Source organism: Aeromonas sp. 603607, assembly GCF_049171595.1.
GTDB lineage: Bacteria > Pseudomonadota > Gammaproteobacteria > Enterobacterales > Aeromonadaceae > Aeromonas > Aeromonas veronii.
The window spans coordinates 112,176-134,803 of record NZ_JAAKOV010000012.1 but is presented as its reverse complement, the minus strand read 5'-3'; the positions used below and the strand labels follow the sequence as shown (position 1 = coordinate 134,803).

24 protein-coding genes and 1 riboswitch are annotated in these 22,628 nt (G+C 56.3%); of the genes, 6 read left to right on the top strand and 18 right to left on the bottom strand.

From position 1 onward, the window contains the following. Positions 1-12: 12 nt before the first annotated feature. Positions 13-184, bottom strand: a riboswitch (Lysine riboswitch). 302 nt (positions 185-486) lie between these two features. Continuing rightward, on the top strand, positions 487-891 hold the full coding sequence (locus G5315_RS13050; RefSeq protein ID WP_005359895.1) for an H-NS family nucleoid-associated regulatory protein: 405 nt from the start codon (positions 487-489) through the stop codon (positions 889-891). A gap of 69 nt (positions 892-960) precedes the next feature. Here G5315_RS13050 and G5315_RS13045 read toward each other — a convergent pair whose 3' ends face one another. The 5 genes from G5315_RS13045 to G5315_RS13025 form a co-directional block, all read right to left on the bottom strand. Then, the gene (locus G5315_RS13045; RefSeq protein ID WP_139405266.1) at positions 961-1,536 is read right to left on the bottom strand and encodes a cob(I)yrinic acid a,c-diamide adenosyltransferase; all 576 of its coding nucleotides are present in this window, start codon (positions 1,534-1,536) and stop codon (positions 961-963) included. Beyond that, positions 1,533-1,763 (bottom strand): DUF3820 family protein, encoded by a 231-nt coding sequence (locus tag G5315_RS13040; protein WP_421263205.1) that lies wholly within the window; start codon positions 1,761-1,763, stop codon positions 1,533-1,535. Before G5315_RS13040 ends, G5315_RS13045 begins: the two co-directional genes overlap by 4 nt. 1 nt (position 1,764) lies before the next feature. Then, positions 1,765-2,436: a 7-carboxy-7-deazaguanine synthase QueE gene (gene queE, locus G5315_RS13035; RefSeq protein ID WP_040069335.1), complete on the bottom strand. Its 672-nt coding sequence runs from the start codon at positions 2,434-2,436 to the stop codon at positions 1,765-1,767. Positions 2,437-2,497: 61 nt separating this feature from the next. Beyond that, a complete protein-coding gene (queC, locus tag G5315_RS13030) occupies positions 2,498-3,205 on the bottom strand; it encodes a 7-cyano-7-deazaguanine synthase QueC (protein WP_005359893.1) in 708 nt (235 codons plus the stop codon). A gap of 20 nt (positions 3,206-3,225) precedes the next feature. Further along, a complete protein-coding gene (locus tag G5315_RS13025; RefSeq protein WP_040069333.1) occupies positions 3,226-3,849 on the bottom strand; it encodes a tRNA-uridine aminocarboxypropyltransferase in 624 nt (207 codons plus the stop codon). Here G5315_RS13025 and rrtA point away from each other — a divergent pair. Further along, positions 3,848-4,441: a rhombosortase gene (gene rrtA, locus G5315_RS13020; protein WP_179901969.1), complete on the top strand. Its 594-nt coding sequence runs from the start codon at positions 3,848-3,850 to the stop codon at positions 4,439-4,441. The two genes, G5315_RS13025 and rrtA, sit on opposite strands and share 2 nt — an antisense overlap. Here rrtA and pyrF read toward each other — a convergent pair. The 6 genes from pyrF to cmk form a co-directional block, all read right to left on the bottom strand. After that, positions 4,416-5,117, bottom strand: coding sequence for an orotidine-5'-phosphate decarboxylase (gene pyrF, locus G5315_RS13015; RefSeq protein WP_108614207.1), 702 nt, complete (start codon positions 5,115-5,117; stop codon positions 4,416-4,418). The two genes, rrtA and pyrF, sit on opposite strands and share 26 nt — an antisense overlap. An 18-nt stretch (positions 5,118-5,135) precedes the next feature. Beyond that, on the bottom strand, positions 5,136-6,302 hold the full coding sequence (lapB, locus tag G5315_RS13010) for a lipopolysaccharide assembly protein LapB (protein ID WP_005346478.1): 1,167 nt from the start codon (positions 6,300-6,302) through the stop codon (positions 5,136-5,138). Between the two features lie 9 nt (positions 6,303-6,311). After that, positions 6,312-6,596 (bottom strand): LapA family protein, encoded by a 285-nt coding sequence (locus tag G5315_RS13005; protein ID WP_005337143.1) that lies wholly within the window; start codon positions 6,594-6,596, stop codon positions 6,312-6,314. Positions 6,597-6,754: 158 nt separating this feature from the next. Beyond that, complete coding sequence (gene ihfB / locus G5315_RS13000) at positions 6,755-7,039, bottom strand: integration host factor subunit beta (RefSeq protein WP_005299934.1); 285 nt, start codon at positions 7,037-7,039, stop codon at positions 6,755-6,757. Between the two features lie 92 nt (positions 7,040-7,131). Beyond that, entirely contained in the window at positions 7,132-8,802 is a 1,671-nt protein-coding gene (rpsA, locus tag G5315_RS12995; RefSeq protein ID WP_005337148.1) for a 30S ribosomal protein S1, read from the bottom strand. 94 nt (positions 8,803-8,896) lie between these two features. Further along, complete coding sequence (gene cmk, locus G5315_RS12990) at positions 8,897-9,589, bottom strand: (d)CMP kinase (RefSeq protein WP_019444698.1); 693 nt, start codon at positions 9,587-9,589, stop codon at positions 8,897-8,899. Between the two features lie 248 nt (positions 9,590-9,837). On the opposite strand from cmk, the gene ribA reads away from it, so the two are divergent. Further along, positions 9,838-10,431 carry a GTP cyclohydrolase II gene (ribA, locus tag G5315_RS12985; protein ID WP_005337152.1) on the top strand — a complete coding sequence of 198 codons (594 nt, stop codon included), beginning with the start codon at positions 9,838-9,840 and terminating at the stop codon, positions 10,429-10,431. 81 nt (positions 10,432-10,512) lie between these two features. Here the strand turns inward: ribA and G5315_RS12980 are convergent, their stop codons facing one another. Both G5315_RS12980 and G5315_RS12975 read right to left on the bottom strand, forming a co-directional pair. Next, the gene (locus G5315_RS12980) at positions 10,513-11,469 is read right to left on the bottom strand and encodes a LysR substrate-binding domain-containing protein (RefSeq protein ID WP_421251427.1); all 957 of its coding nucleotides are present in this window, start codon (positions 11,467-11,469) and stop codon (positions 10,513-10,515) included. A gap of 63 nt (positions 11,470-11,532) precedes the next feature. Then, entirely contained in the window at positions 11,533-12,408 is an 876-nt protein-coding gene (locus G5315_RS12975) for a LysR family transcriptional regulator (RefSeq protein ID WP_042053074.1), read from the bottom strand. A gap of 95 nt (positions 12,409-12,503) precedes the next feature. Here G5315_RS12975 and G5315_RS12970 point away from each other — a divergent pair, with 95 nt between their 5' ends. Further along, positions 12,504-13,727 (top strand): MFS transporter, encoded by a 1,224-nt coding sequence (locus G5315_RS12970; protein ID WP_421251428.1) that lies wholly within the window; start codon positions 12,504-12,506, stop codon positions 13,725-13,727. Positions 13,728-13,833: 106 nt separating this feature from the next. Here G5315_RS12970 and G5315_RS12965 read toward each other — a convergent pair whose 3' ends face one another. The 5 genes from G5315_RS12965 to G5315_RS12945 all read right to left on the bottom strand — a co-directional run bounded on the left by G5315_RS12965 (position 13,834) and on the right by G5315_RS12945 (position 19,771). Continuing rightward, positions 13,834-14,427, bottom strand: a complete 594-nt coding sequence (locus G5315_RS12965) for a VOC family protein (RefSeq protein WP_421333162.1) — start codon at positions 14,425-14,427, stop codon at positions 13,834-13,836. Beyond that, on the bottom strand, positions 14,421-15,185 hold the full coding sequence (locus tag G5315_RS12960; RefSeq protein ID WP_216953387.1) for a DNA repair protein: 765 nt from the start codon (positions 15,183-15,185) through the stop codon (positions 14,421-14,423). The genes G5315_RS12965 and G5315_RS12960 overlap by 7 nt, the downstream gene beginning before the upstream one ends. Positions 15,186-15,378: 193 nt before the next feature. Beyond that, positions 15,379-16,038 carry a nitroreductase family protein gene (locus G5315_RS12955; RefSeq protein ID WP_421333161.1) on the bottom strand — a complete coding sequence of 220 codons (660 nt, stop codon included), beginning with the start codon at positions 16,036-16,038 and terminating at the stop codon, positions 15,379-15,381. A gap of 71 nt (positions 16,039-16,109) precedes the next feature. Further along, complete coding sequence (locus tag G5315_RS12950) at positions 16,110-17,675, bottom strand: AbgT family transporter (protein ID WP_216953385.1); 1,566 nt, start codon at positions 17,673-17,675, stop codon at positions 16,110-16,112. Positions 17,676-17,818: 143 nt separating this feature from the next. Further along, entirely contained in the window at positions 17,819-19,771 is a 1,953-nt protein-coding gene (locus G5315_RS12945; protein ID WP_421172599.1) for a putative bifunctional diguanylate cyclase/phosphodiesterase, read from the bottom strand. Positions 19,772-20,604: 833 nt separating this feature from the next. Here G5315_RS12945 and G5315_RS12940 point away from each other — a divergent pair. Together G5315_RS12940 and G5315_RS12935 are read left to right on the top strand one after the other, a co-directional pair. Then, positions 20,605-21,543: a LysR family transcriptional regulator gene (locus G5315_RS12940; protein WP_421333160.1), complete on the top strand. Its 939-nt coding sequence runs from the start codon at positions 20,605-20,607 to the stop codon at positions 21,541-21,543. A gap of 54 nt (positions 21,544-21,597) precedes the next feature. Next, positions 21,598-22,620, top strand: coding sequence for a response regulator (locus G5315_RS12935; protein WP_042055618.1), 1,023 nt, complete (start codon positions 21,598-21,600; stop codon positions 22,618-22,620). Positions 22,621-22,628: the final 8 nt, after the last annotated feature.

Sequence of the window (22,628 nt, the reverse complement as noted above, 5' to 3'; positions counted from 1 at the left end):
TACTCCTCAGCCCCTTCAGGTAGCGCTCCATAGTGGATGACTATGGCAGTCCTGCACCTATTAGATGCAAAACCAGCAGCCCGGTATGATGGCCTGGCCACTTCGGCGCTGACTCCTTTCCTTGTGCATCACAGGCATCACCCTCCGCACAAATACTCATAGGCAGCGCGCCTCTACTTAAAGGTATTCGCCGCACATTTTATCGAGATGGCAGCTTATAGCAAGTTTTTTGATTAAATAGTCATGACAAACATATCAAGGTCGAAAAATGGTAGTCAAATGATGCAACAACGCCAGCTTTGACGCTATTTTCACCTACTGCGGTTTCATTGGCATCCAATCTCCAAGCCTATTGCAGGCCATATTAAATATCTGTATTGATGTTCCCCACGGATATTATATTTAACCCGGCTTGACTTATTTAAATCACCAAGCAAGAATCAGCTGGAACATAATATTTTTCTCTGACTCGACGTGGTAACTCCTATGAATGAATTTTTAAAGGTACTGCTTAATATCCGCAGTCTGCGTGCGACCTGCCGCGAGCTTTCTCTGGAACAACTGGAAGAGGCACTGGAAAAACTCTCCACTATCGTTGCTGAACGTCAGCAGGATGAAGCTGCCGAGCGTCAGGCCCGTGAAGAGCATCTGCGGAAAATTAACGAATATAGCGAAATGCTGAAAGCAGCCGGTATTGACCCGGCAGAATTGGTAAGCGCTGTCGCTACCAACCCCGGCAAATCAGAAAAAGCCAAGCGGGCGCCACGTCCTGCCAAATATCGCTATCAGGATAATGGCGTAGAGAAAACCTGGACCGGCCAGGGCCGTATGCCTTCGGCTATTGCCAGCGCAGTGGCAGCAGGCAAATCACTGGAAGACTTTGCTATCTGATCTCAATCTCGTTGCTAATAAAAAACCTCGCCAAGGCGAGGTTTTTTATTGCCGCTTAAACGTGAAATATCAGATAGCCGATTGCGGGCGATCTGCTGCCTTGACCCACAGCACTTCACGATCCCCTGCTACGCAGATGAGATAGCGGGCAACGGTAAAGAACCAGTCACTCATCCGGTTCAGATAGGGCAGCACCTCGGGATTGACCCGCTCTTCCCGGCTCAATGTCAGCAGCAAGCGCTCGCAATGACGCACCAGAGTACGCACCACATGCGCTTGCGCCGCGGCACGGGAACCACCCGGCAATATAAATTGGCGCAGCGGTGGCAATGGCTCACTATAACGATCTATCTGCTGTTCAAGGCGAGTTGTCCAGGCAGCATTAACCTGCCAAATCGATTCATTCTGGGCGTCACTGGAGAATGCCAACTCCCCCCCCAGATCAAACAACTCCTGTTGCAACAGCTGTAAATCAGCCAATAAGCAGAGCTCTTGCGGCGGGACGTCACAAATCAGCAAGCCAATATGGGAGTTGAGCTCATCGATATAACCGTAGGTCTCGACCCGCAAATGATCCTTTGGCAACTGGATACCATCGGCCAGCCGGGTCATGCCCTTGTCGCCCTGCCTCGTATATATTCTCATACCGACATCCTGTTAATAATGGGAATAATCATGGATTCGAGTCCATTGAGTTTGATTTCGTAAGCCAACGCCAGCGTCTGGCCCAATTTACCCACCGGAAAACCGCTGCGCGCCATCCACACCAGATAGGGCTCTGGAATATCGATGATACGCCGCCCCTGATATTTACCGTAAGGCATCTTGTTGGTCAGGGTCAGCAGTACCTGTTCGTCGGATAGCCAATCCATATTAATCGATATCCAGATATTTATGAGTCTGGATTGAGAGTCGCCAGTTACGCGCGATACAGGTATCCATCGCCAATTGGGTGGCCCTTGGCTTCTGGCTGATCGGCTGCAAGGCAATGACCACATCAGGGCGCAGGGTAGCAGTAGCGAGCAGCGTATCCAGCTCTTCAATATGGTGCTCGGTGGCCACCGGATGCTTGATCTCGTTGGCCCGCTCCAGCGCCGAGACCAGCACAGGCAGCCCCCCTTTCATGCCAATTTTGGGGGAGACGGTCACCCAGGTCTGCTCATGGGTCTTGATCTCGCTGGTGCCACTGGTTTCAATCTGCACCTGATAACCCGCCGCCAGCAGGGCTGACGAGAGTTCGTGCAGATCATAGAGGCAGGGCTCGCCACCGGTGATCACCACATGGCGCGCCTGATAACCCAGGTCGGTAAAGCTCTTGATAATCTGCGCGGTGCTAAGTTGGCTCCAACAATCGGATTCGTTGGAGCGATCCAGCACCGCCTCCTTGCCCACTTCACGAGCCGGATCAACAACCCAGGTATGACGGGTATCGCACCAGGGGCAGCCCACCGGGCAACCCTGCAGGCGAACAAAGATGGCGGGCAGGCCGGTAAAGATGCCCTCCCCCTGGATGGTCTGGAAAATCTCGTTGATTGGGTAGTGCATCTCGATCACGGCTTGTTGCAAAAGTCGCGGATTATACCCCAAGCCACGGCAAGACGCAGGCTCACTCTGCGCTTTTCTCGCCCAGCCCGGTTTTCTCAAACAGTCTGGCCATGATGCCCGCCTTGTCGGCCAGATAGTTGTTCAGGCCGCGACTGCGCAGTTCACACGCAGGACACGTGCCGCAGCCGTCACCGGCAATGCCGTTGTAGCAGGTCAGGGTCTGCTGGCGCACCGTGTCGAGGTGACCATAGTGATCCGCCAGTGCCCAAGTCTCGGCCTTGTCGAGCCACATCAAGGGAGTTTCAAAACGGATGCCGCGATCCAACCCCAGCGACACCGCCTGATTGAGGGCCTTGACGAACTCGTCACGGCAATCGGGATAGCCGGAGAAGTCGGTCTCGCAGACACCGGTGATCACCGCTTCGGCGCCCACCTGATAGGCATAGATGGAAGCCAGGGTCAGGAACAGGATATTGCGACCCGGCACGAAGGTGTTGGGCAGGCCATTATCCTGCAGCTCGCAGCTGACCGGGATGTCGTCACGGGTCAGGGCAGAGACCGCCAGCTCATTGAGCAGCGTCACATCCATCACCTTATGGGCGGCGATCCCCAGTGCACTGCCCAGACGGCGCGCGGTGTCGATCTCTTCCCGATGGCGCTGGCCATAGTCAAAGGTGATGGCGTGCACTTCATCATACCGGGCCAATGCCTGCACCAGACAAGTAGTGCTGTCCTGACCACCGCTGAAAACCACGACTGCTTTTTTCATCTTGATAACTCCTTGAATTGTCACGCGCGGCGGCCTTCGGCAAAGTCCTGCCACTGGGTATTCAACCGATTGAACAGGGTCAGCAAGGGCGCATAGCGCTCCGGCCTCCCCTCCCACCGGGACAAGAGGTGATAGCCCGCCTCTATGGTAGAGAGGGCATCGGGAAAGGGTTTCTTTCGAATGGCATATTGACCGGCAATGGCACCAATGCAGATGCGGGGCAAGCAGGCCAGTGCCGGGTTGCTCTGCAACATGCGATAGGCTTTGCGCCAGGTGCCGTCAAGCAAGATAAAGGCGACTGATGCGGAGCCAGAGGATTCACTCTCCCACTGTTGGCGAAGATCGGTCAGCGAAATGGCATCCTCATCCGGCCAGAGCAAATAATAACGACGGGATTGGTCAGCCAGCAGCACATTGAGCCACTCATCGCGGGAAAAGTCCTCCCCCACATGGATCTCGCACTGTTGCAAAGAGGCCGCCAGCAGTGCCGCGGTCCCCTTGGGATGTGCCACCTCGTTGGGGTGCTGCAAGATGTAGAGGGGCGTGTGATTGTCAACCGGCACAATATAATCGCACAGGCAGGCTTTGAGGGCTCGGGTGCAACGTGTACAGTATCGACTGTTCTTGTCGTTGGACTGTTTCATGTTGTCAGACAAATCTGGATTGCTCTGGGTTATCACGCTCTCTCTCACCAGCTTGCTACTCTTCTTTACCGTTCCCAATCTTCAGCTCTCCTTCGATCGGCCCTTGATCGCCGGGGGCGAAGGGTGGCGGATCATAACAGGCAATCTGGCTCATACCAATCTGTGGCACCTGCTGCTCAATCTGGGCGGCCTCGCCATCCTCTATAGCCTGTTTCGCGACTATCTGGGTGGGGCTCGCCTGCCGCTGCTGATGTTGCTGCTCTGGTTGGCCGTGGGCTTGGGGATCTGGTGGTGGTGCCCGCAGACCCAGTGGTACATGGGGCTATCCGGCTCGCTGCATGGCCTGTTTGTCTGGGGGGCAATGCAGGATATTCGCCACGGACGCCGCACATCGGGCTGGCTACTGCTGGCAGGGATGGGGCTCAAGCTGGCGATGGACTTCTACAACGCAGGAGAGAGCCCGATCTCCACCCTGATCAATGCCAGGGTACACATCGGCTCTCATCTTATCGGGGCCGGTGCAGGCCTGTTGCTCGGCCTGCACCGTGTATCACTGGGTGAGCCTGTTACGCACCAACCAACTCGGCATTGATGCTGGCCAGCATGGCGGCCGGATCGGCAGCCTGCGTAATGGGGCGACCGATAACCAGATAATCGGACCCCGCCTCGACCGCCGCTTTGGGTGTCATCACCCGGCGCTGATCCCCGGCCGCGGAACCGGTCGGGCGAATACCCGGGGTCACCAGCTTGAACTCATCACCCAGCAAGGCTTTAAGCTCATGGGCCTCGTTGGCAGAGCAGACAACCCCATCCAAGCCGGATGCCTTGGTCAAGGTAGCCAGCCGGATCACCTGCTCGGCAGGGCTCACATCCAGACCAAGAGGGATCATGTCGGACTGCTCCATGCTGGTCAGTACGGTCACCCCGATCAACAATGGCGCCTTGTCGCCATAAGGCAGCAGCGCCTCTTTGGCGGCACGCATCATCCGCTCACCACCACTGGCATGCACGTTGACCATCCAGACACCGAGCTCGGCACTGGCTGCCACGGCTTTGGCAACGGTATTGGGAATATCGTGAAATTTCAGATCCAGAAAGACATCGAATCCCTTGGCCACCAGCTGGCGTACAAACTGCGGGCCAAACAGGGTAAACATCTCCTTGCCTACCTTGAGACGGCACTGGGCCGGAGAGATACGTTCAACGAACGCTAAGGCATCTGCCTCGTGCTGATAATCCAGCGCTACCAGTACTTTGGGATCTTGCATCTCACATCCTATTGCTTGTTATTCACCGTCCAGACCACGGATCGGCTTGATGGAACCCCACTGGCGACAAGACGGGCACTGCCAGAACAACGAGTGAGTGGCAAAGCCGCACTGCCGACACTTGTGGGTTGACTTGATTTTTATTTGCTCGCCGACCAGCTGTTGCAGCAGTTCGAGGCTCTCCTTGGCAGGCCCCTCTTCCGCACTGGCCAGCTGAAAACCCACCAGCTGGTAAAAACCTTTCATCGACGGATGACGACGCAGCTGACGCAACACCAGCGAACGGGCCTGGCTCAGGCCATCACGCTCTTCAACCAGCTTGGCAAGGGCCAGGGTCACGCTGACACCGGCGTGATCTTCCACAGCCTTCTCAAGCAGCGGGATCAACGCAGGCGTGCGCCCCAACTGCTGATAGCACTCGAGCAATTTGGGCATTGCCTCGGAGGCAAAGTCGATATCCTGCTCGAACACCCGCAGCAGCTCCTTGCTGGCCTGCTCATACTCCCCCTCTGCCATGGCGAGCTCAGCGAGGCGCAAACTGGCTCGGGCACATGCCGGATTGATACTGAGCGCCCGTTTGAGCTTGGCCAGCCCCTCCCCTTTATTGCCCTCACGCAGCGCGATCTCGGCTTGCTCGCAATAGAAATGGGAGATGGGGTCGGCCAGCTTCTTGCCCTGGAATTTTTGCAGACGAACCGCCACATCGATGGCCTTATCCCAATCCCGCAACTGCTGATGGATGATCAACAGCTGTGCCAGCGCCGTCTCTTCATAGTCGCTGTCATCGCACAGCTCATTCCAGAGCGCTTCAGCTCGGTCCAGCAGACCAGCAGCCAAAAAGTCGCGCGCAAGCTCCTGCAGGGCAAGCTGTCGCTGCTCCCGGGTCAGTTGGCGGGTTACCAGGTTCTGGTGGATCTTGATGGCACGATCGACCTCCCCACGCTGGCGAAACAGGTTGCCGAGGGAGAGGTGTGTTTCGATGGTTTCACTGTCCACCTCAAGCAGTTGGATAAAGAGATCCACCGCCTTGTCGGATTCATCGGACAGCAAATAGTTGAGGCCCGCCACATACTGGCGGGAAAACTGGTTACTCTGTTTTTGGGTGTCCTGGCGAACACTCCTGCGACCCATGTACCAGCCATAACCGGCGGCGATGGGTAACAGCAGGAAAAGCAGTTCAAGCATTGAGGAACATTATTCCTTACCCGGTGACCGGGCCAGCTCCAACTCGCGGGATTGACGACGCATGGTGCGGTTGAGGGTGCGGTTTTGCATTTTCAGGCGCAGGAACAGCAGGCCGAATACCAGCCAGCCCAGCAAAAAACCGCCAGCGAAGAAGAAGCCCAACAGCATGGCAAGCGAAAACTCACCCTGAGCGATCAGGTAATTGAACTGAACCAGCTGGCCATTTTGTGAGCCCAGCGCCAGGGTCAGAACAAACACCAGCACCAGCGGAATGAGGGCCAAAATACGCTTCATAAGAGCTCCCTGTCAGTATCTAATGAGAGGCTGATTATCCTTAAAATCGCAGGCAGACTCTAGAGTGAATGAGAAAAGAGTTTAAGAAACAAGACGATTGGCACAGGAATCGGTGCCAAAAAGAAAAAAGGCATACCCGAGGTATGCCCATTTCTGCATTATTCAATGATGTTGACGCGCTCGCGCAACTCTTTGCCAGGTTTGAAGTGCGGGACATATTTCCCGGTCAGTTCAACCTTGTCCCCAGTCTTGGGGTTGCGGCCCACACGGGGCGCACGATAGTGCAGTGAAAAACTGCCAAATCCGCGGATTTCAATCCGGTCGCCGTTTTGCAAGGTCGACGCCATCTGCTCAAGGATCTCCTTGATGGCGGCTTCGACATCCTTGGCCGGCATATGCATGCGGCTGGCTGCCAGTTGTTCGATGAGATCTGATTTGGTCATAACGTTAAATCTCCTTCCCCGATCACATGCAATATTCATTTTGCCAGGATAAAAAAGGGCGGCGCAATGCCGCCCTTTTCTTGCATCAAGGATTACTCACCCTTGGCGGCTTTGAACGCTTCCATCATAGCATTGCTGAACACAACTTCTTCTTGCTGGTTCAGGTTATCGATAGCAACACGCTCATCAGCCTCGTCCTTAGCACGGACAGACAGGCTTACGGTGCGGTTCTTACGATCAACGCCCATGAATTTAGCTTCAACTTCGTCACCAACAGACAGCACCAGAGTGGCGTCTTCTACACGGTCACGAGCAGCGTCGGAGGCACGCAGGTAGCCTTCTACGCCATCAGCCAGTTCGATAACGGCACCTTTGGCATCAACCTCGGTAACCTTACCCTTCACGATAGCACCTTTCTTGTTGTCAGCCAGGTACTTGTTGAACGGGTCTTCTTCGATCTGCTTGACACCCAGGGAGATGCGCTCACGCTCCGGATCCACTTGCAGAACAACGGCTTCGATCTCGTCGCCTTTCTTGAATTCACGCACGGCTTCTTCGCCCTGGTTGTTCCAGGAGATGTCAGACAGGTGAACCAAGCCGTCGATGCCGCCATCCAGACCGATGAAGATACCGAAGTCAGTGATGGACTTGATCTTGCCGGAAACACGGTCGCCTTTGGCGTGAGTTTCGGCAAACAGCTGCCACGGGTTGGATTTGCACTGCTTCAGACCCAGGGAGATACGACGACGCTCTTCGTCGATGTCCAGAACCATCACGTCAACCACGTCGCCAACGTTAACAACCTTGGACGGGTGGATGTTCTTGTTGGTCCAATCCATCTCGGATACGTGTACCAGGCCTTCAACGCCTTCTTCGATTTCAACGAAGCAGCCGTAGTCGGTCAGGTTGGTCACGCGGCCAGACAGACGGGTGGTCTCCGGGTAACGCTTGGCGATAGCAACCCAGGGATCTTCGCCCAGCTGCTTCAGACCCAGGGATACACGGGTACGCTCGCGGTCGAACTTCAGAACCTTGACAGCGATCTCGTCGCCAACGTTGACGATTTCGGAAGGATGCTTAACGCGCTTCCACGCCATGTCGGTGATGTGCAGCAGGCCGTCAACACCGCCCAGATCTACGAATGCACCGTAGTCGGTCAGGTTCTTGACGATACCCTTAACTTCTTGACCTTCTTGCAGGTTAGCCAGCAGGCTTTCGCGCTCGGAGGTGTTCTCGGTCTCGATCACGGCACGACGGGAAACAACAACGTTGTTGCGCTTCTGGTCCAGTTTGATGACTTTGAACTCGAGTTCTTTGTTTTCCAGGTGAGCGGTGTCACGGATCGGACGCACGTCAACCAGAGAACCCGGCAGGAAGGCACGGATGCCGTTCAGTTCAACGGTGAAACCACCCTTGACCTTGCCGTTGATGATACCGATAACGGTAGCTTGCTCTTCGTAAGCCTTCTCAAGCTGCAGCCAGGCTTCGTGGCGCTTGGCTTTTTCGCGGGACAGCTTGGTTTCGCCGAAACCATCTTCGATAGAGTCCAGAGCCACGTCAACGGTGTCGCCGACGTTGATTTCCAGCTCGCCCATGGCGTTCTTGAATTCTTCAGCCGGGATAGCGGACTCGGATTTCAGACCGGCGTCAACCAGTACGAAACCGTTCTCGATAGCAACGACAGTACCCTTGACGATGGAACCTTGACGGGTTTCAACGGCGTTCAGGGACTCTTCAAAGAGTTGAGCAAAAGATTCGATCATTGTTTATGTCACAAATGAAACATCCACTTGCAATCCGGCACAAGCGGGGCTGTTTTAAATAATCTGCGCCATCCTTGGTGCAGACGACCGGATGTCAGCTTGCGCTGGCATCACCAAGTTGTTGCTCTGCATAGGCGAGCACTGTTGCCAGCACTTCATCTATGGTCATGGCGGTAGAGTCTACCACCAGAGCATCTTCTGCCGGTTTCAGGGGTGCAGTAGCGCGATTTCTGTCGCGATCGTCACGTTCCCGAATCTCGGTTAAAAGACGCTCAAAGTTAACATCAAAGCCCTTATCTTGCAACTGCTTATAGCGACGCTGGGCCCGTTCTTCGGCACTGGCGTCGAGGAAAATCTTTACCTCGGCCTCGGGGAAAACAACTGTACCCATGTCACGACCATCGGCAATCAGACCCGGGGCCTGACGAAATGCCCGCTGACGGCGCAACAATGCTTCGCGCACCCGGGGGAAGGCGGCGATTTTACTGGCAGCATTACCCACTTCTTCAGTGCGAATGGTGCGGGAGACATCTTCCCCTTCCAGGATCACCTTGACCAGATCGCCCTCAACCTGAAATTGCACATCCAGATTGGCGGCCAGCGGCACCAGTGAGGCTTCACTGTCCAGCTCTACATCGTGATGCAGGGCGGCCAGGGACAACACCCGATAGATGGCGCCCGAGTCCAGCAAGTGCCAACCCAGCTTCTCAGCAAGCAGCTGACACAAGGTGCCTTTACCTGCACCACTGGGGCCATCAATTGTCATTACGGGGGCCATCTGAGGCATAACTTCTCTCCTGCACTGTGTTGCTCCCATCCCGAAGGGGTGGGTTAATGGGCGCCGATTATACCCGAATGTGGTGAGCCTGGCAGTCATCAATCCGCACAAAGGGCCAAAACCCCGACGGACAGCTGTGCTTGTATCTCATTTGGACATTTCATTAAGCAATGCAGGGACTTGTTCTTATGGTCGTTCCTGACAAGGCGCGCTAAACTGGCCCCCTTTTTTGAGCCGTTAGTAGTAAGGAGCAACCTATGAGCAGCGTTACCCTCGTGGCCAAATCCAAATTGCCAACCCCTTGGGGCACCTTCACGCTGGTAGGTTTTCAGGAAACCGGCACAGGCAAAGATCACGCCGCACTGGTGATGGGCGACATTACCGGTGAAGAGCCCGTGCTGGGCCGGATCCACTCAGAGTGCCTGACCGGCGACGCCCTGTTCAGCCTGCGTTGTGACTGCGGTTTCCAGTTGCAGGCGGCCATGGAGAATATCGCCAAAGCCGGTCGTGGCGTGTTGCTGTATGTGCGTCAAGAGGGCCGAGGCATCGGCTTGCTCAACAAAATCCGCGCCTATCACCTGCAGGATCAGGGAGCCGATACCGTGGAAGCCAACGTGGCCCTTGGTTTCGCCGCCGATATGCGCGACTACACCATCTGCGCCGATATGCTCAAGCAGCTTGAGGTCAAGTCTCTCAAACTGATGACCAACAACCCGCGCAAGATGAAAGCGATGGAATCCTTCGGTATTCCGGTGGCCGAACGGGTACCGTTGCAGGAAGGGCGCAATCCCCACAACGAGTTCTATCTGTCGACCAAGGCCAACAAGCTGGATCATATGCTGAAGAAGTGAGCCTGAATTGACGAATGTCAGATTGTCAAACGCCTCCCATTGGGAGGCGTTTTTCTTGGGATGACCACACATCAACCCAAGCTATCTAAGTGGCACGGTCAAATTGGCCAGCATAGCTTCAAGCTCTTCGCCAGTGCGGGCAGCACAGTATTGTTCAACACGCTCCCGGGTCAATTGCGGCGCGAGACGTCCAATCAGGTCATACAGATAGCCGCACAAAAACGCCCCTCTGCGCAACCCGATAGCGGCAACGCCACTAGGTAGCCAAGGCACCTGTTTGAGCAGCAGATCACCATCGCGCTGGGGCTCCCAGGCAAAAGTTGCCATCACTCCGATGCCCATTCCTTGTCTGACATAGGTCTTGAGCACATCGCTGTCGCTCGCACAGCAGGCGATCCGGCTCTCGGCATGAGCGCAATCAGTGCCATGTGCAGCAGAGAGCGCCCTTCCATCGGTCACCAATGCAAACTCCACCAGCTCGGCCGGGGTCAGCGATGTTGCTTTGGCCAACGGATGATCCTTGGGCAGCACCAAGCCCCGTTGCCACTGAAAAGAGGGGAGCATGAGCAGATCGCTCCCCTCCTCCGGTTCATCCGCCAGCAGCAGATCAGCAGCGCCATCATGCACGGCTGCGCGGCACTGCGCCGCACTCCCTTGCATCACAGTTACTGCAACTTTGGGGAAGCGGGCCATGAATCCCTTGAGGATGGCGGGCAGAATATAACGGGCTTGTAGATGAGTAGCGGCAATAGTGAGGGTTCCCTGCTCCGGATGCACATGCTGCCTGGCCATCACCTTGATGGTGGCCACCTTGTCCAGCACCTCGGCGGCCACTTTGATCACATCCCGACCTATGGGGGTGATCTGGGTCAGGTGTTTACCGCTGCGCTCGAAGATCTGGATCCCCAGCTCATCCTCCAGCATCCGCACCTGTTTGCTGATCCCGGGCTGGGAGGTAAAGAGGCTCTCGGCGGTGGCCGACAGATTCAGCCTGTGGTTGGCCACCTCGACGATATAGCGCAATTGCTGCAGTTTCATGGTGTAGCCCTCAAGCGAACCCACTGTTAATAGTAACAAACTTTCAGCAATGACCCGCCGCCATCAGGCTGGGCGATCCTTGAGTAGGAAATCGCGCAAGGCACGGTTGGCCATAGAGAGCGGATCACCACGCCGCCACGCCACACAGAGGTCTAGGTAGATGGGCGGGTCGAAGGGTACGCCACTCAGATCCGGCTCCTCTTCCAGCACCATCCGCAAGAAGGTGGTCACCGCAAAGCCTTGCCGCACCACCGCCTTGAGCAGAGGGATAAGATTGCTCTCGAAGGCGATATCGGGTTCAACGCCCAGGCTCTGGGCCAGCGCCTCCATATGCTCCCGGTGGTAGAAACCACGGCGAAACAAAGCCAACTCCTGAGCGAAAAACTGCGAGAGGGTGACGGCCGGTTCGCCGCGCAAGGGGTGATCGTCCCCCACCACCATCAACATCTCTTCGCTCAGCAGATGTGCCCCCTCAATGGCGGGGGGGAGATCACTGGTGATGAGAATGGCCAGATCGAGGGAGCCATCCACCATCCGGCTGAGCAGCTCACGGGTGCCGGCCTCTTCGACCCGGATCTTGAGGCCGGGATAGCGATGCTTGAAGGCCATCAGACGAGGGGGGAAATAGTAGGAGCCCATCATGTAGGGGATCCCGATCCGCACTTCCCCCCGCTCCAGCCCCTTGAGCTCGGCCATCTCGGCCTCGGCCTGATGCATCTGCAACAACAAGCGCTCGGCATGGCGACAGAGCACCTCTCCCTCCGGGGTGAGCCGTACCGCCCGATCCTGTCGATCAAACAGGCGCAATTCGAGCTGCTGCTCCAGCTTGGCGATGGCCATGCTGATGGCCGGTTGTGCCACATGCAGACTGTTGGCTGCCTTGGTAAATGAGCCGGCATCCCTGACCGCCAGCAGATAGGTGAGCTGTTTCAGATCCATGTATCAATTCATCTTATGAGATAGATAACTTAAATATATTATATTTATAACCGCAAGGACTCTACCCTGACCAAAAGTAGTCAGGACAATACGCAATGATTGAAGTTGGAAGTCGCGAGTGGATACGTGCAACCCTGGCCCTCAGCCTGGGCTCTTTTCTGGTGTTTCTGAACCTCTACCAGACCCATCCCCTGTTACCCCTGATTGCCGAAGTCTTCTCGGTCAACTCCCTCTCGGCCAGCTGGACCCTGGCAGGATGCACTGCAGGCCTCGCCGCCTCCCTGCTGATCTGCGCCAGACTGGCGGATCGCCATGGCCGTCGGCAAGTCATGCTGGGGACACTCACCCTGGCGATCCTGCTCTCACTGTTAATCCCGCTGGTTGAGCAGTTTGGTTCCCTGCTGTTGCTGCGCATCCTGCAGGGCGCGCTGCTGGCAGGGCTGCCCGCGACCGCGATTGCCTATATGGGGGAAGAGTTCAGCAAACGGGCGCTGCTCTCGGCGGTGGGGGTCTATATTGCCGCCAACTCCCTCGGTGGCATTGCCGGTCGGGTGGTAGGCGGCCTATTGGCAGGCTGGTTTGGCGACTGGCAGCATACCTTTCTGGGGATTGGAGTGATCAGCCTGTCACTGCTGCCGCTGGTCTTCTGGCTGCTGCCCCATCAGACCCGCTTTGTGGCGAGCGCCCCCGTTCGCGGCCAATTTGCTCGCGCCTTGCAACAACACCTGACCAATCCCTTGCTGGTAGGGGCCTATCTGATTGGCGGCCTCAACTTTATGGTGTTTCTGAACCAGTTCAGCTACCTCACCTTCCTGCTGGCCAAGCCCCCCTTCTCCCTGCCCACCCAATGGCTCGGCATGCTGTTTCTCACCTATCTCTCGGGGACTGTAGCCTCCTCCTTGAGCGGCCGCTTTGCCAACCGCTGGGGGGCACAACGGATGCTGCTAGTGGGGATCGCGCTGATGGCTATCGGCAGTCTGTGGCTGCTGCAGGGCAGTCTGCTCGGGATCCTGAGCGGCTTGCTGGTCTCCAGCTTCGGTTTTTTCCTGGCTCACGCCTGTGCCAGTGCCTGGGTGGGTCATCATGTCGAACACAACCGGGCCCTCGCCTCCTCCCTCTATCTGGTGGCCTACTATCTGGGGGCGAGTCTGGGGGGACTTTACCTGCACCCCTTCTGGGAGCAAGGCGAGCTGGGCGGTCTGGTCATGGGAATTGAACTGGTCCTCATCCTGACGGCAGGCTTGAGCCTCTGGCTCGGCCGTCTCAAGCAGCGAAGCCAATCGCCACAGCCCGCCCAGCACCCCCACCGACACGGGTAACAGGCTCAGCGCAAACAGGGTCACCCACGAGCAGATGGCGATCTCGCAACCCAGCACCGCCAGATAACAAAAGGGGTCACACCGGTGACCCCTTTTGCTGCGTTATTCAAGAGCCTGTCAGGCTCGCACCGCATTTAGAGCAGGAGCACTCCTGATCGAAATAATCCGCAGGCACCGCGACCACAGCACCGGTCGCCACCTCTTCGGCGATCACCTCAGCCAGCGGGCGCAGATGAAACTTGATCTGGCCGGAAGGCAACATCAGGCCAATATCGGGGTTGCGGGTATCCTGCATGTTGCCGGTTTTGAATGGCAGCTCGGGATAGCGCGCTACCAGATCTTGCAGTGAAGTAACCACCAGCTCGATATGTTCCAGCCCCGCCTGATGGACGCGACCCGGTTTCGGTGCAGCCAGCTCGATACAGGGTACCTGTACCTCACCAGCCAACAGCAGCTGATGCAACTGATAAGTGGCGATGGGACGTCCGCCAATCATACCCTCCACCAGCAAGGAGCCCGCTTCAGCCAATACAGCACACAGCGCGCGGTACTCCTGCAAGGTCGCCGCCCGATAACAGAGGTGATCGACCGTTGGCTGGGAAAATGTGACGCCAGCAGCGGCCAGTTCGGTCAACAGCTGAGAAACAAATGGGGCCATTGGCCCCAGTGTGGAATCGAGTGGGTGGGACATGCTTACCATTTCTTCTTGGGTTGAAACAGGACATCGAGCTCGTCGGCTTCCTTGTCCTTGATGTTTTGCAGATCCTGCGCGCTGTTTTGCTGCTGCAGCTCTTCAAGCTCCTTGAGCCCCTGACGCATATCCTCTTCACGAGCCAACAGATAGGGATCCTTGTCGCCAATGCTGGCCATTGCCGACAACCCCTTGGTATAGAGCTGGCGGCAAGTACCATATTGGCCCTGAATGCGGGCATCCATCGCCCGCTTGACCAGATTCGAGATGTTGATTTTGAGCTGCATCAGCTCGAGACGACGATCTTCCTGAGCAAACCCCTGCGGATCAATTTTGCCCTTGTTGTGCTCGACACGCAGTACGGCACGTAGCTTTTTTACCAGCTGCAACATCTGGATCGCCTGACGATCAGACTCGGGGGTTTTGAAGTGCCCCTCATCCTGCGCACTGTAATTTTCCTGCACGTTCTTGATCTGGATCTGCACATCGGCGATGCGCTGCTTGATCTGGTTGTTGGGCATCACCTGGGCGATGGCGCGATAGGCATCAAGGATCCGGTGCTGCAACAGCAACACCATGTTTTTGGAGAAAGGCACCAGATTGACGTTCAGCAGTACCTCTTCGGTCTCGTCGGCTACCGTCTTGTGTCTGGCAACGGCGTGACGCTTTTCAGCCTCCGCCTTCTGCTTATATTGCTGTACCACGTTATAGGCGATAACCAAAAACAGGAGCGCGCCGATAGACAGCAATACCAAAGTTAAAATCATAGGATGTCCAAACCCCTGTCCCAATCCAATTGCGTGATCCTACAACAGCTTATCGACTTAAGGTAGCCTGTAGATCCCCCCCTTGCCCACGATTTGTCGCCAAGCTGTATACCCGGTCTCAGGGAAAGATTTCAGGATCACGGGAAAATGACCATGGTGGTCATCACTCCCATAGTATCGCCCATCAGCGCCATTACTTGAGGTTAAAGCCCCGCGATTGCAGGAATCCCAGCATGAAAGGGCGGGACTCCTTGCCCAGAATGGCGCGGATCTGGCTACTCCAGGTCTGCTGTTTGTTGTTGCTGCTGCGGGCCTGATAGTAGTCCGCGATCTGCTGATCGTACCGGGCCAGCAGGTCGCGATCCAGCTCGTGCTGGTAGCGCTCCTGATGCACCACCAATCCCCTGGGCAGGCGGGGTTTCTGCTCCGGCTGCTGGGCAGGGTGGCCAAGGCAGAGGCCAAACAGCGGGATCACCTGATGGGGCAAGCCCAGTAGCTCGCTCACCTCGGCAGGATGGTTGCGAATGCCGCCGATATAGACCCCGATCAGCAACTGCTCCGCATAACCGGTCTGGGCCTCGGGCACGATCTGGCTGTGACGATGGTAATCGGCGCAGAACACCAGAAACTCGGCCGCCTGCACCACATAGGGTTGATTGCCCGCCAGCATGGCCAGCTGCTGACGCGCCTCGGGTTCACTGACTCGCACAATACTGGTCACCTGCAAAAAGCTCGAGGTCGAGGCGGACTGGGCGGCGGCGAGAATGACATCCAGCTGCTGCGGGACGATCGGCTCGGCAGTGAACTGACGAATGGAGCGATGGGAAAGGATAAGATCGATGGTCTGATTCATGGCACCTCCAAAATGAGGTAACACCATAGCGAAAAAAACGAGGGAGCCCAAGGCTCCCTCGCACACCCAGCTTAAGGGGCCGGATAGACGTAAGGGGCTTGCAACCCGAGCGGGAAGCCGAGCGCCCAGTAGAGCAGCAGGAAGATGGTCCAGCTCACCAGGAAGGCCAGTGAGTAGGGCAGCATCATGGAGACCAGAGTGCCAATCCCGGTGCTCTTCACATACTGCTGGCAATAGACCACCACCAGCGGGAAGAAGACCATCAGCGGGGTGATGATATTGGAAGCAGAATCCCCGACCCGATAGGCCGCCTGGGTCAGCTCGGGGGAGATCCCCACCGCCATCAACATGGGCACCAGGATCGGGCTGATCAGCGCCCACTTGGCGGAGGCCGAGCCGACTACCAGATTGACGGTGGCGGTGAGCAGGATCATCCCGACGATAGTCACCTCACCGGGCAGCGCCAGCGCATGGAGCACTTCGGCACCGGAGAGGGCCAGCAGGGTGCCCAGATTGGAGTCACCAAACGCCTTGATAAAGAGCGCGCAGAAGAAAGCCATCACCATGTAGGAGCCCATCTTGTTCATGGTGGCCGACATGGCGTCGATCACATCCTTGCCGCTCTTGAAGCTGCCTGCGACAAAGCCGTAGACAATCCCGGGCAGGATAAAGAGCAGGAAGATGAGCGGTACAATGGACTTCATCACGGGGGCAGCGAAGGTAGTCAGGGAGCCATCGGCAGCACGCAGCGGGGAATCGTTCGGGGAGAGCGCCAGCGCCAGCAGCACGATAGCCGCCAGCATGGCAAACCCGGCCCAGTTGAAGGCTCGGCTCTCTTGCGCGCTGTAGCGCCCCATCTCGTCGGCACTCTCCAGATCCTCGTTGAGCGCCACATGCTTGAGGCGCGGCTCAACCACCTTTTCGGTAATGAACCAGCCGACGCAGATGATCAGCAGCGAAGAGGCTCCGGTAAAGATGATGTTGCAAAGGGTGTTGACCATGTAGTCAGGATCGAGCAACTGAGCGGCGGACTGGGTAAAGCCCTGCAGCAACGCATCCCCGCCGGAGGGCAGGAAGTTGGCGGCAAAACCGCCGGAGACACCGGCAAAGGCAGCGGCGATCCCCGCCAGCGGATGGCGTCCGGCAGCGTGGAAGATGATGCCACCGATGGGGATCACCAGCACATAACCCGCATCTGCGGCGGTGTGGCTGACGATCGCTACCAGGATCAGCATGGGGGTGAGGAAACGGGCAGGCGTCACTTTGAGCAACTTTTTCAGACCGGTATTGATAAAACCGGACTGCTCGGCCACCCCAACCCCGAGCATAGCCACCAGCACGATCCCCAGCGGGGCAAAGCCGGTGAAAGTGGTCACCATAGTGGAGAGAAACTCGGCCAGACCGGCACCGGTCAGCAGGTTGTTGACCACTACCGCCTCCCCGGTACGGGGGTTGACCAGATCAAACTGGAATTGTGACAACACCCAGGAGCCGACCCAGACGATCAGCAAGGCATAGAGGAACAGCATGGCGGGGTCGGGTAATTTGTTCCCGGCTTTCTCGACGCCATTGAGGAAACGGTTCAGCCAACCCTTGGGAGGGCTGGCCGGACGGTCATTGACAGCAGCATGACTCATTATTGCAATACTCCTTTCCCTAGAAATGAGGTCGCATGCTAGCAACTCCAGCCAATCCGTCTCATGACCGATCGCAAAATAATGATTAATTTTGATTAAATATTACGGAATAAAATCCCAAGTTGTGGTCTAACGCACACTTGTTACTCTGCCATTACGGCATCTAACAGTGGATAACGCCCAACCTGACACTCCACCACGAAACCGCTCGCCTCGACTTGTGCCACCGTCAGCGGCTTGCTGAACAGATATCCCTGGAACACATGGCACCCCTGGGTCTGCAGTGCGGCCAGCTCGTGAGGCTCCTCCACCCCTTCTGCCATGATCCCCAAACCCAGATTGGTGGCCATGGCGGCGGTCGCCCGGATCACCGGCAGGTTGAGGCCGACCACGAAAGAGCGATCCAGCTTGATCGTATCGATGGGCAGGCGATTGAGATAGGCAAGGGATGAGTAGCCGGTACCAAAATCGTCGATGGCAATCTTGATCCCCAGTTCACTCAAGTCATCGAGAATATCGAGGCACCCCTTCATATCCAGCATAAGCACAGTTTCGGTCAGTTCCAGCGTCAACAGGGAGGCATCCACCCCGTGCAGCTCCAGCTGCTGGCGCACTTGCCCGGGCAGTGCCGACGAGAGCTGGAAACCAGAGAGGTTGACGGAAACTGGCACCCGGTGATGGAGGCGCTTCTTCCAACTGGCCATTTGGGCAAGCGCGGTAGAGAGCACCCAGCTGCCGATCTCGCGGATCAGCCCCATCTCTTCGGCAAGGGGGATAAATTCCACTGGCGAGACATGGCCAAGCACCGGGTTATACCAGCGCAGCAGCGCCTCGTAACCGATCAGACGCCGTTTGGCGACATCGACCTGTGGCTGGTAACAGAGGCTCAGCTCCTGACGACCGATAGCCTTGGCCAGAAACTGCTTGAGATTGAGCTTGCGCTGCAGGGTCTGCTGCATGCTGGGGGTAAAACGCTGCCAGCGCAGCCGCCCCATCTGCTTGGCCTGATACATGGCCATATCGGCGCGGGTGATGAGGTTATCACCATCGTCCGCATCATCGGGATAGATGGCAATGCCGATACTGCCGCCGATGGTTACCTCCGGCAGACCGCTCAGTTGCAGCGGCTTGGTCATCTGGGAGAGCATCTGATCGGCCACATCCTGGGCTCGTTCGCTCTGGTTTCCCAAGGGAACCAACGCGGTAAACTCGTCCCCGCCAAGACGGGCCAGCTCAACATCGCGGGGGCAAATCTGTTTGAGGCGACCGGCAACCCGCTCCAGCAGGCGGTCTCCCGCCTTATGGCCGTAGTTGTCGTTGACCAGCTTGAAGTTGTCCAGATCCATGAATACCAGCGCGAAACGCTCCCCCAACCCGCAATAGGCCTCGAGAGATTTCATCAAGCCATAACGGTTGAGCAGGCCGGTCAGGGAGTCATGCCAAGCGAGGTGGCGATGCTCCAGCTCCTCGAGTTTACGATCGGTAATATCGCGCATGGTAAGCAGGATCCGTGCTCCTTGCTGGATATAGCGGAACTGATACTGGAACCAGCGCATCCCCTTGAGGGTTCGGCACTCCCCTTCGGTCACTACTTCATCGAGTCGGGAGAGCTTCTGGTAAAAACTGTCGTCACTACCGGAAAAAACCTGGGAGAGCGTGGCGATCCGGTGACCGAAACACATCTCGAAGTGATAGTTGCCGCTTTCGAACGCGCCATTGCTATCGAACAGGCAGGCCAGGGTATCACCGGTTGCCAGCGAGGACTCCTGATAGAGGGTATCGGAGTCGAGCACCGCCTCGGTCATCATCATCAGACGGCCAGCCAGCTGAATCCCGGAGAGGCGTAGATAGATCTGCTTCTTGACCCCCTTTGGGGAGATAGTCCACCACTCGTTGTAACTTCGCCCCTGCTGAAAATCACCGAGGTAGCGTTGCAACAACAGCGCTATGGCTGTGGCCATATCAGCCGAAAAATCCCTGGAACAGAGCTCGTCCAGGGAGGTGGCCTCCCAGAGGGGAAGTGCTGCGCGGTTTGCCCAGAAAATATGGTGATGTTCGATGTCATAGACCCAGATAGGGGTATGTAGAACATCCATTGTCTTCAGTAACCGTTCGTCAAGCGTATTCATCTGGTCAAAGTCATTCATGCTGGATGGTCACTGGTGAACCGGAAAACAAATGGGCAAACCGCCGTATGCAGAATGCAAGGTGAAAACACCTCTCGGCCACTATTTCTCGCGATGGCCAAAAGCAGATAACTGATTTCAGAAATCAACAACAGGAGAGCCAATCCAGCCACAGAAAAAAGGACTCAGCCAATACTCCTGTCAATCAGAACAAATCTCTCGTTCGTTTTTAACTTTTTTTCCCAGCAAAAACAAGCACTAAGAATTGCACTCTGGATACTTCAAAAAACATTTTTACGATTCACAACAAACACTTATTTACTGATAACAAAGTCAACTAAAAAAAGTGCCGGCATTTCCCTCGTAAAACTTTCATTTATTAACCAGCGCGTTGAATAAACAGACAAAAAAGAGCAAAACCGGCCCCAAATAGCGACTTAACAAGGAACTTAAATACCTCAAAACCGAATATCTACCTTCTCCAGACCGGCATGATGAATATGCGACTGTCATCACATTCACATCGCCGAAAAAAAGAACTGCTCTTGACCAGCACGATCCTCTTTTTGCCTGAGGATGGTTCGTATTGTAGTCATACCATGTCGCCTCTCTCTCTTGAGCTAACGGGTGACATCTCGCAACAATGACTGTGGCGCAGAAAATAATCCTCATTCGAGAACAATTGAAAATTTAAACTGGTATCAGTAGAAATCGAATCCAGATCAATTAAACGCTGAATTACCCTTGCCAAGCGATAAGGCTCTTTTTATGGTTGCCCCCTTGTTACACCCAGAACAGCGTTTATGAAGCACATCGAAGAGTTCTACCTGTTCGTCAAGGTGGTGCAAGAGGGAGGATTCTCCCATGCTGCAGCCGCACTGGGCATGCCAACAGGCACCATCAGTCGACGCATTTCCCAGCTGGAAGAGCAACTGGGTTGCACCCTGCTACATCGCTCTACCCGTAAACTCCGTCTTACTGATGAAGGGCTCAGATACTACGAGCGTCTCTGCACACCGCTTGCACAAATCGAGCAGGCCACCAGCGAGATCCGGGGTAAAGAAGCAGACATCACCGGGCTTATCCGGATAGCCGCGCCGATCGCGCTCTCCAACACCATCCTCATCGATATGCTGGCCGAATTCGGGCTGCACTATCCCGAGGTACAGTTCGATATCACCCAGACCAATGATCACCAGCACCTGTTCGACAATGATCGGGATCTGGTGTTCTTCAACGGTGAGCTGCCCCAGTCGCTGCCCAATGCGATCTGTCTCGGTCATATCGAGTACGGCCTGTTTGCCTCGCCACTCTATCTGACCAAGAAGGGAACCCCCTCCCACCCCAGCCAGCTGGAAGAACATGATCTCATCTACTGCTGGCCACACCAGCACTGGCAACTGACCGACAAGGATGGCCAGAACATCTGCATCAAACGCAGCGCCAAACTGACCGTCAACCAGACTCAGGCCGCCGTGCGCGCAGCCCGGCGTCATCTGGGGATAGTCAACGCCCCGCTGCACTATCTGAGCAGCTTCCTCCATGACGAGCAGCTGGTACCGGTACTGACCGACTGGCAGACCGGCAATCGCCCCTTCTACATGTTGTGTTGCCAGCACCAGTTCGCCCCGTTGCGTGTTAAGATGTTCGCTGAATTTGTTGAGAAATACTCCGCACGCTATCGTAACCGGCAATGGGATAACCAATTTTCACAGGGTGACAACCTCCCACATTGCATCTGACTGTTAGCGGGCCACACTTATAGCAATCCTTGCCAACAGAGCCTGCCTAACGCCATGAATGTATTGATATGTGATGACTCCGGGTTCGCCCGCAAACAGCTGGCACGAGCGCTACCGGCTGACTGGAAAGTCGATTTGCACTATGCGGCGAATGGCCTTGAAGGGATCGAACAGGTGCTGATGGGCCATGGGGATCTCATCTTTCTCGATCTGACCATGCCGGAAATGGACGGTTACGGCGTGCTGGAGACCCTCCAACGGGAGGGTCTACGCAACAAGGTGATCGTGGTCTCCGGGGATATCCAACCAGAGGCCTATCAACGGGTCATGGGGCTAGGGGCGCTCGATTTCATCAAGAAACCTGCCGCCCCAGAAACCCTGCTCGCCCTGCTCAAAAAGCATGATTTCTGGAGTGCCACCCCGAGCGGTCAACCAAGCGCCCCCGAGCAGCAGCCAAACGGAGTGGTAGCCGATGCAGGCGTCAAGATCACCCCCGAAATCCGCGATGTCTATCAGGAGCTGGCCAACGTCTCCATGGGTCAGGCCGCCGATTTGCTGGCTCGTCTGCTCAACGCCTTCGTGGTACTGCCTATCCCCAACGTCAACGTGCTGGAGGTCTCCGAGCTGCACATGGCCCTTTCTGCCGCCGCCGACTCGGATACCCTCTCCGCCGTCTGTCAGGGGTTTATCGGGGCGGGGATCGCCGGCGAAGCGCTGATCCTGTTCCATGACTCCAGCTTCAAAGATTTGGCCAAGCTGATGAACCATCAGGGGACGCTGGATCGCACCGCCGAACTGGAGCTGTTGATGGATACCGCCAACGTGCTGATAGGCGCCTTCCTGCGCGGCTATGCCAACCAGCTCGACACCCCCTTCAGTCAGGGACACCCAGTGGTGCTCGGCCAGCACAGACCCATCAACGAACTGATCCACACCAACAAGAGTCGCTGGCGCCGCACGCTCGCCATCGAGATCAACTACCGGATCCAGGATTACGCGGTGCAGTGTGATCTGCTGCTGCTGTTTACCGAAGATTCCATCGCCACCATGAACAACAAAATCATGCACATGCTCTAGGAGTGACT

Bases quoted from the DNA above. Each gene is read 5' to 3' on its own strand.
- G5315_RS12975 (WP_042053074.1), bottom strand. From the start codon at position 12,408: ATGGATCTGAAACAGCTCACCTATCTGCTGGCGGTCAGGGATGCCGGC.
- ihfB (WP_005299934.1), bottom strand. From the start codon at position 7,039: ATGACCAAATCAGATCTCATCGAACAACTGGCAGCCAGCCGCATGCAT.
- G5315_RS12940 (WP_421333160.1), top strand. From the start codon at position 20,605: ATGAAGCACATCGAAGAGTTCTACCTGTTCGTCAAGGTGGTGCAAGAG.
- G5315_RS12955 (WP_421333161.1), bottom strand. From the start codon at position 16,038: ATGAATCAGACCATCGATCTTATCCTTTCCCATCGCTCCATTCGTCAG.
- queE (WP_040069335.1), bottom strand. From the start codon at position 2,436: ATGCACTACCCAATCAACGAGATTTTCCAGACCATCCAGGGGGAGGGC.
- G5315_RS12950 (WP_216953385.1), bottom strand. From the start codon at position 17,675: ATGAGTCATGCTGCTGTCAATGACCGTCCGGCCAGCCCTCCCAAGGGT.
- queC (WP_005359893.1), bottom strand. From the start codon at position 3,205: ATGAAAAAAGCAGTCGTGGTTTTCAGCGGTGGTCAGGACAGCACTACT.
- pyrF (WP_108614207.1), bottom strand. From the start codon at position 5,117: ATGCAAGATCCCAAAGTACTGGTAGCGCTGGATTATCAGCACGAGGCA.
- G5315_RS12935 (WP_042055618.1), top strand. From the start codon at position 21,598: ATGAATGTATTGATATGTGATGACTCCGGGTTCGCCCGCAAACAGCTG.
- G5315_RS12960 (WP_216953387.1), bottom strand. From the start codon at position 15,185: ATGATTTTAACTTTGGTATTGCTGTCTATCGGCGCGCTCCTGTTTTTG.
- G5315_RS13025 (WP_040069333.1), bottom strand. From the start codon at position 3,849: ATGAAACAGTCCAACGACAAGAACAGTCGATACTGTACACGTTGCACC.
- G5315_RS12970 (WP_421251428.1), top strand. From the start codon at position 12,504: ATGATTGAAGTTGGAAGTCGCGAGTGGATACGTGCAACCCTGGCCCTC.
- G5315_RS13045 (WP_139405266.1), bottom strand. From the start codon at position 1,536: ATGAGAATATATACGAGGCAGGGCGACAAGGGCATGACCCGGCTGGCC.
- G5315_RS12980 (WP_421251427.1), bottom strand. From the start codon at position 11,469: ATGAAACTGCAGCAATTGCGCTATATCGTCGAGGTGGCCAACCACAGG.
- rrtA (WP_179901969.1), top strand. From the start codon at position 3,848: ATGTTGTCAGACAAATCTGGATTGCTCTGGGTTATCACGCTCTCTCTC.
- rpsA (WP_005337148.1), bottom strand. From the start codon at position 8,802: ATGATCGAATCTTTTGCTCAACTCTTTGAAGAGTCCCTGAACGCCGTT.
- G5315_RS12945 (WP_421172599.1), bottom strand. From the start codon at position 19,771: ATGGATGTTCTACATACCCCTATCTGGGTCTATGACATCGAACATCAC.
- G5315_RS12965 (WP_421333162.1), bottom strand. From the start codon at position 14,427: ATGGTAAGCATGTCCCACCCACTCGATTCCACACTGGGGCCAATGGCC.
- G5315_RS13040 (WP_421263205.1), bottom strand. From the start codon at position 1,763: ATGGATTGGCTATCCGACGAACAGGTACTGCTGACCCTGACCAACAAG.
- lapB (WP_005346478.1), bottom strand. From the start codon at position 6,302: ATGCTTGAACTGCTTTTCCTGCTGTTACCCATCGCCGCCGGTTATGGC.
- G5315_RS13005 (WP_005337143.1), bottom strand. From the start codon at position 6,596: ATGAAGCGTATTTTGGCCCTCATTCCGCTGGTGCTGGTGTTTGTTCTG.
- ribA (WP_005337152.1), top strand. From the start codon at position 9,838: ATGAGCAGCGTTACCCTCGTGGCCAAATCCAAATTGCCAACCCCTTGG.
- cmk (WP_019444698.1), bottom strand. From the start codon at position 9,589: ATGCCTCAGATGGCCCCCGTAATGACAATTGATGGCCCCAGTGGTGCA.
- G5315_RS13050 (WP_005359895.1), top strand. From the start codon at position 487: ATGAATGAATTTTTAAAGGTACTGCTTAATATCCGCAGTCTGCGTGCG.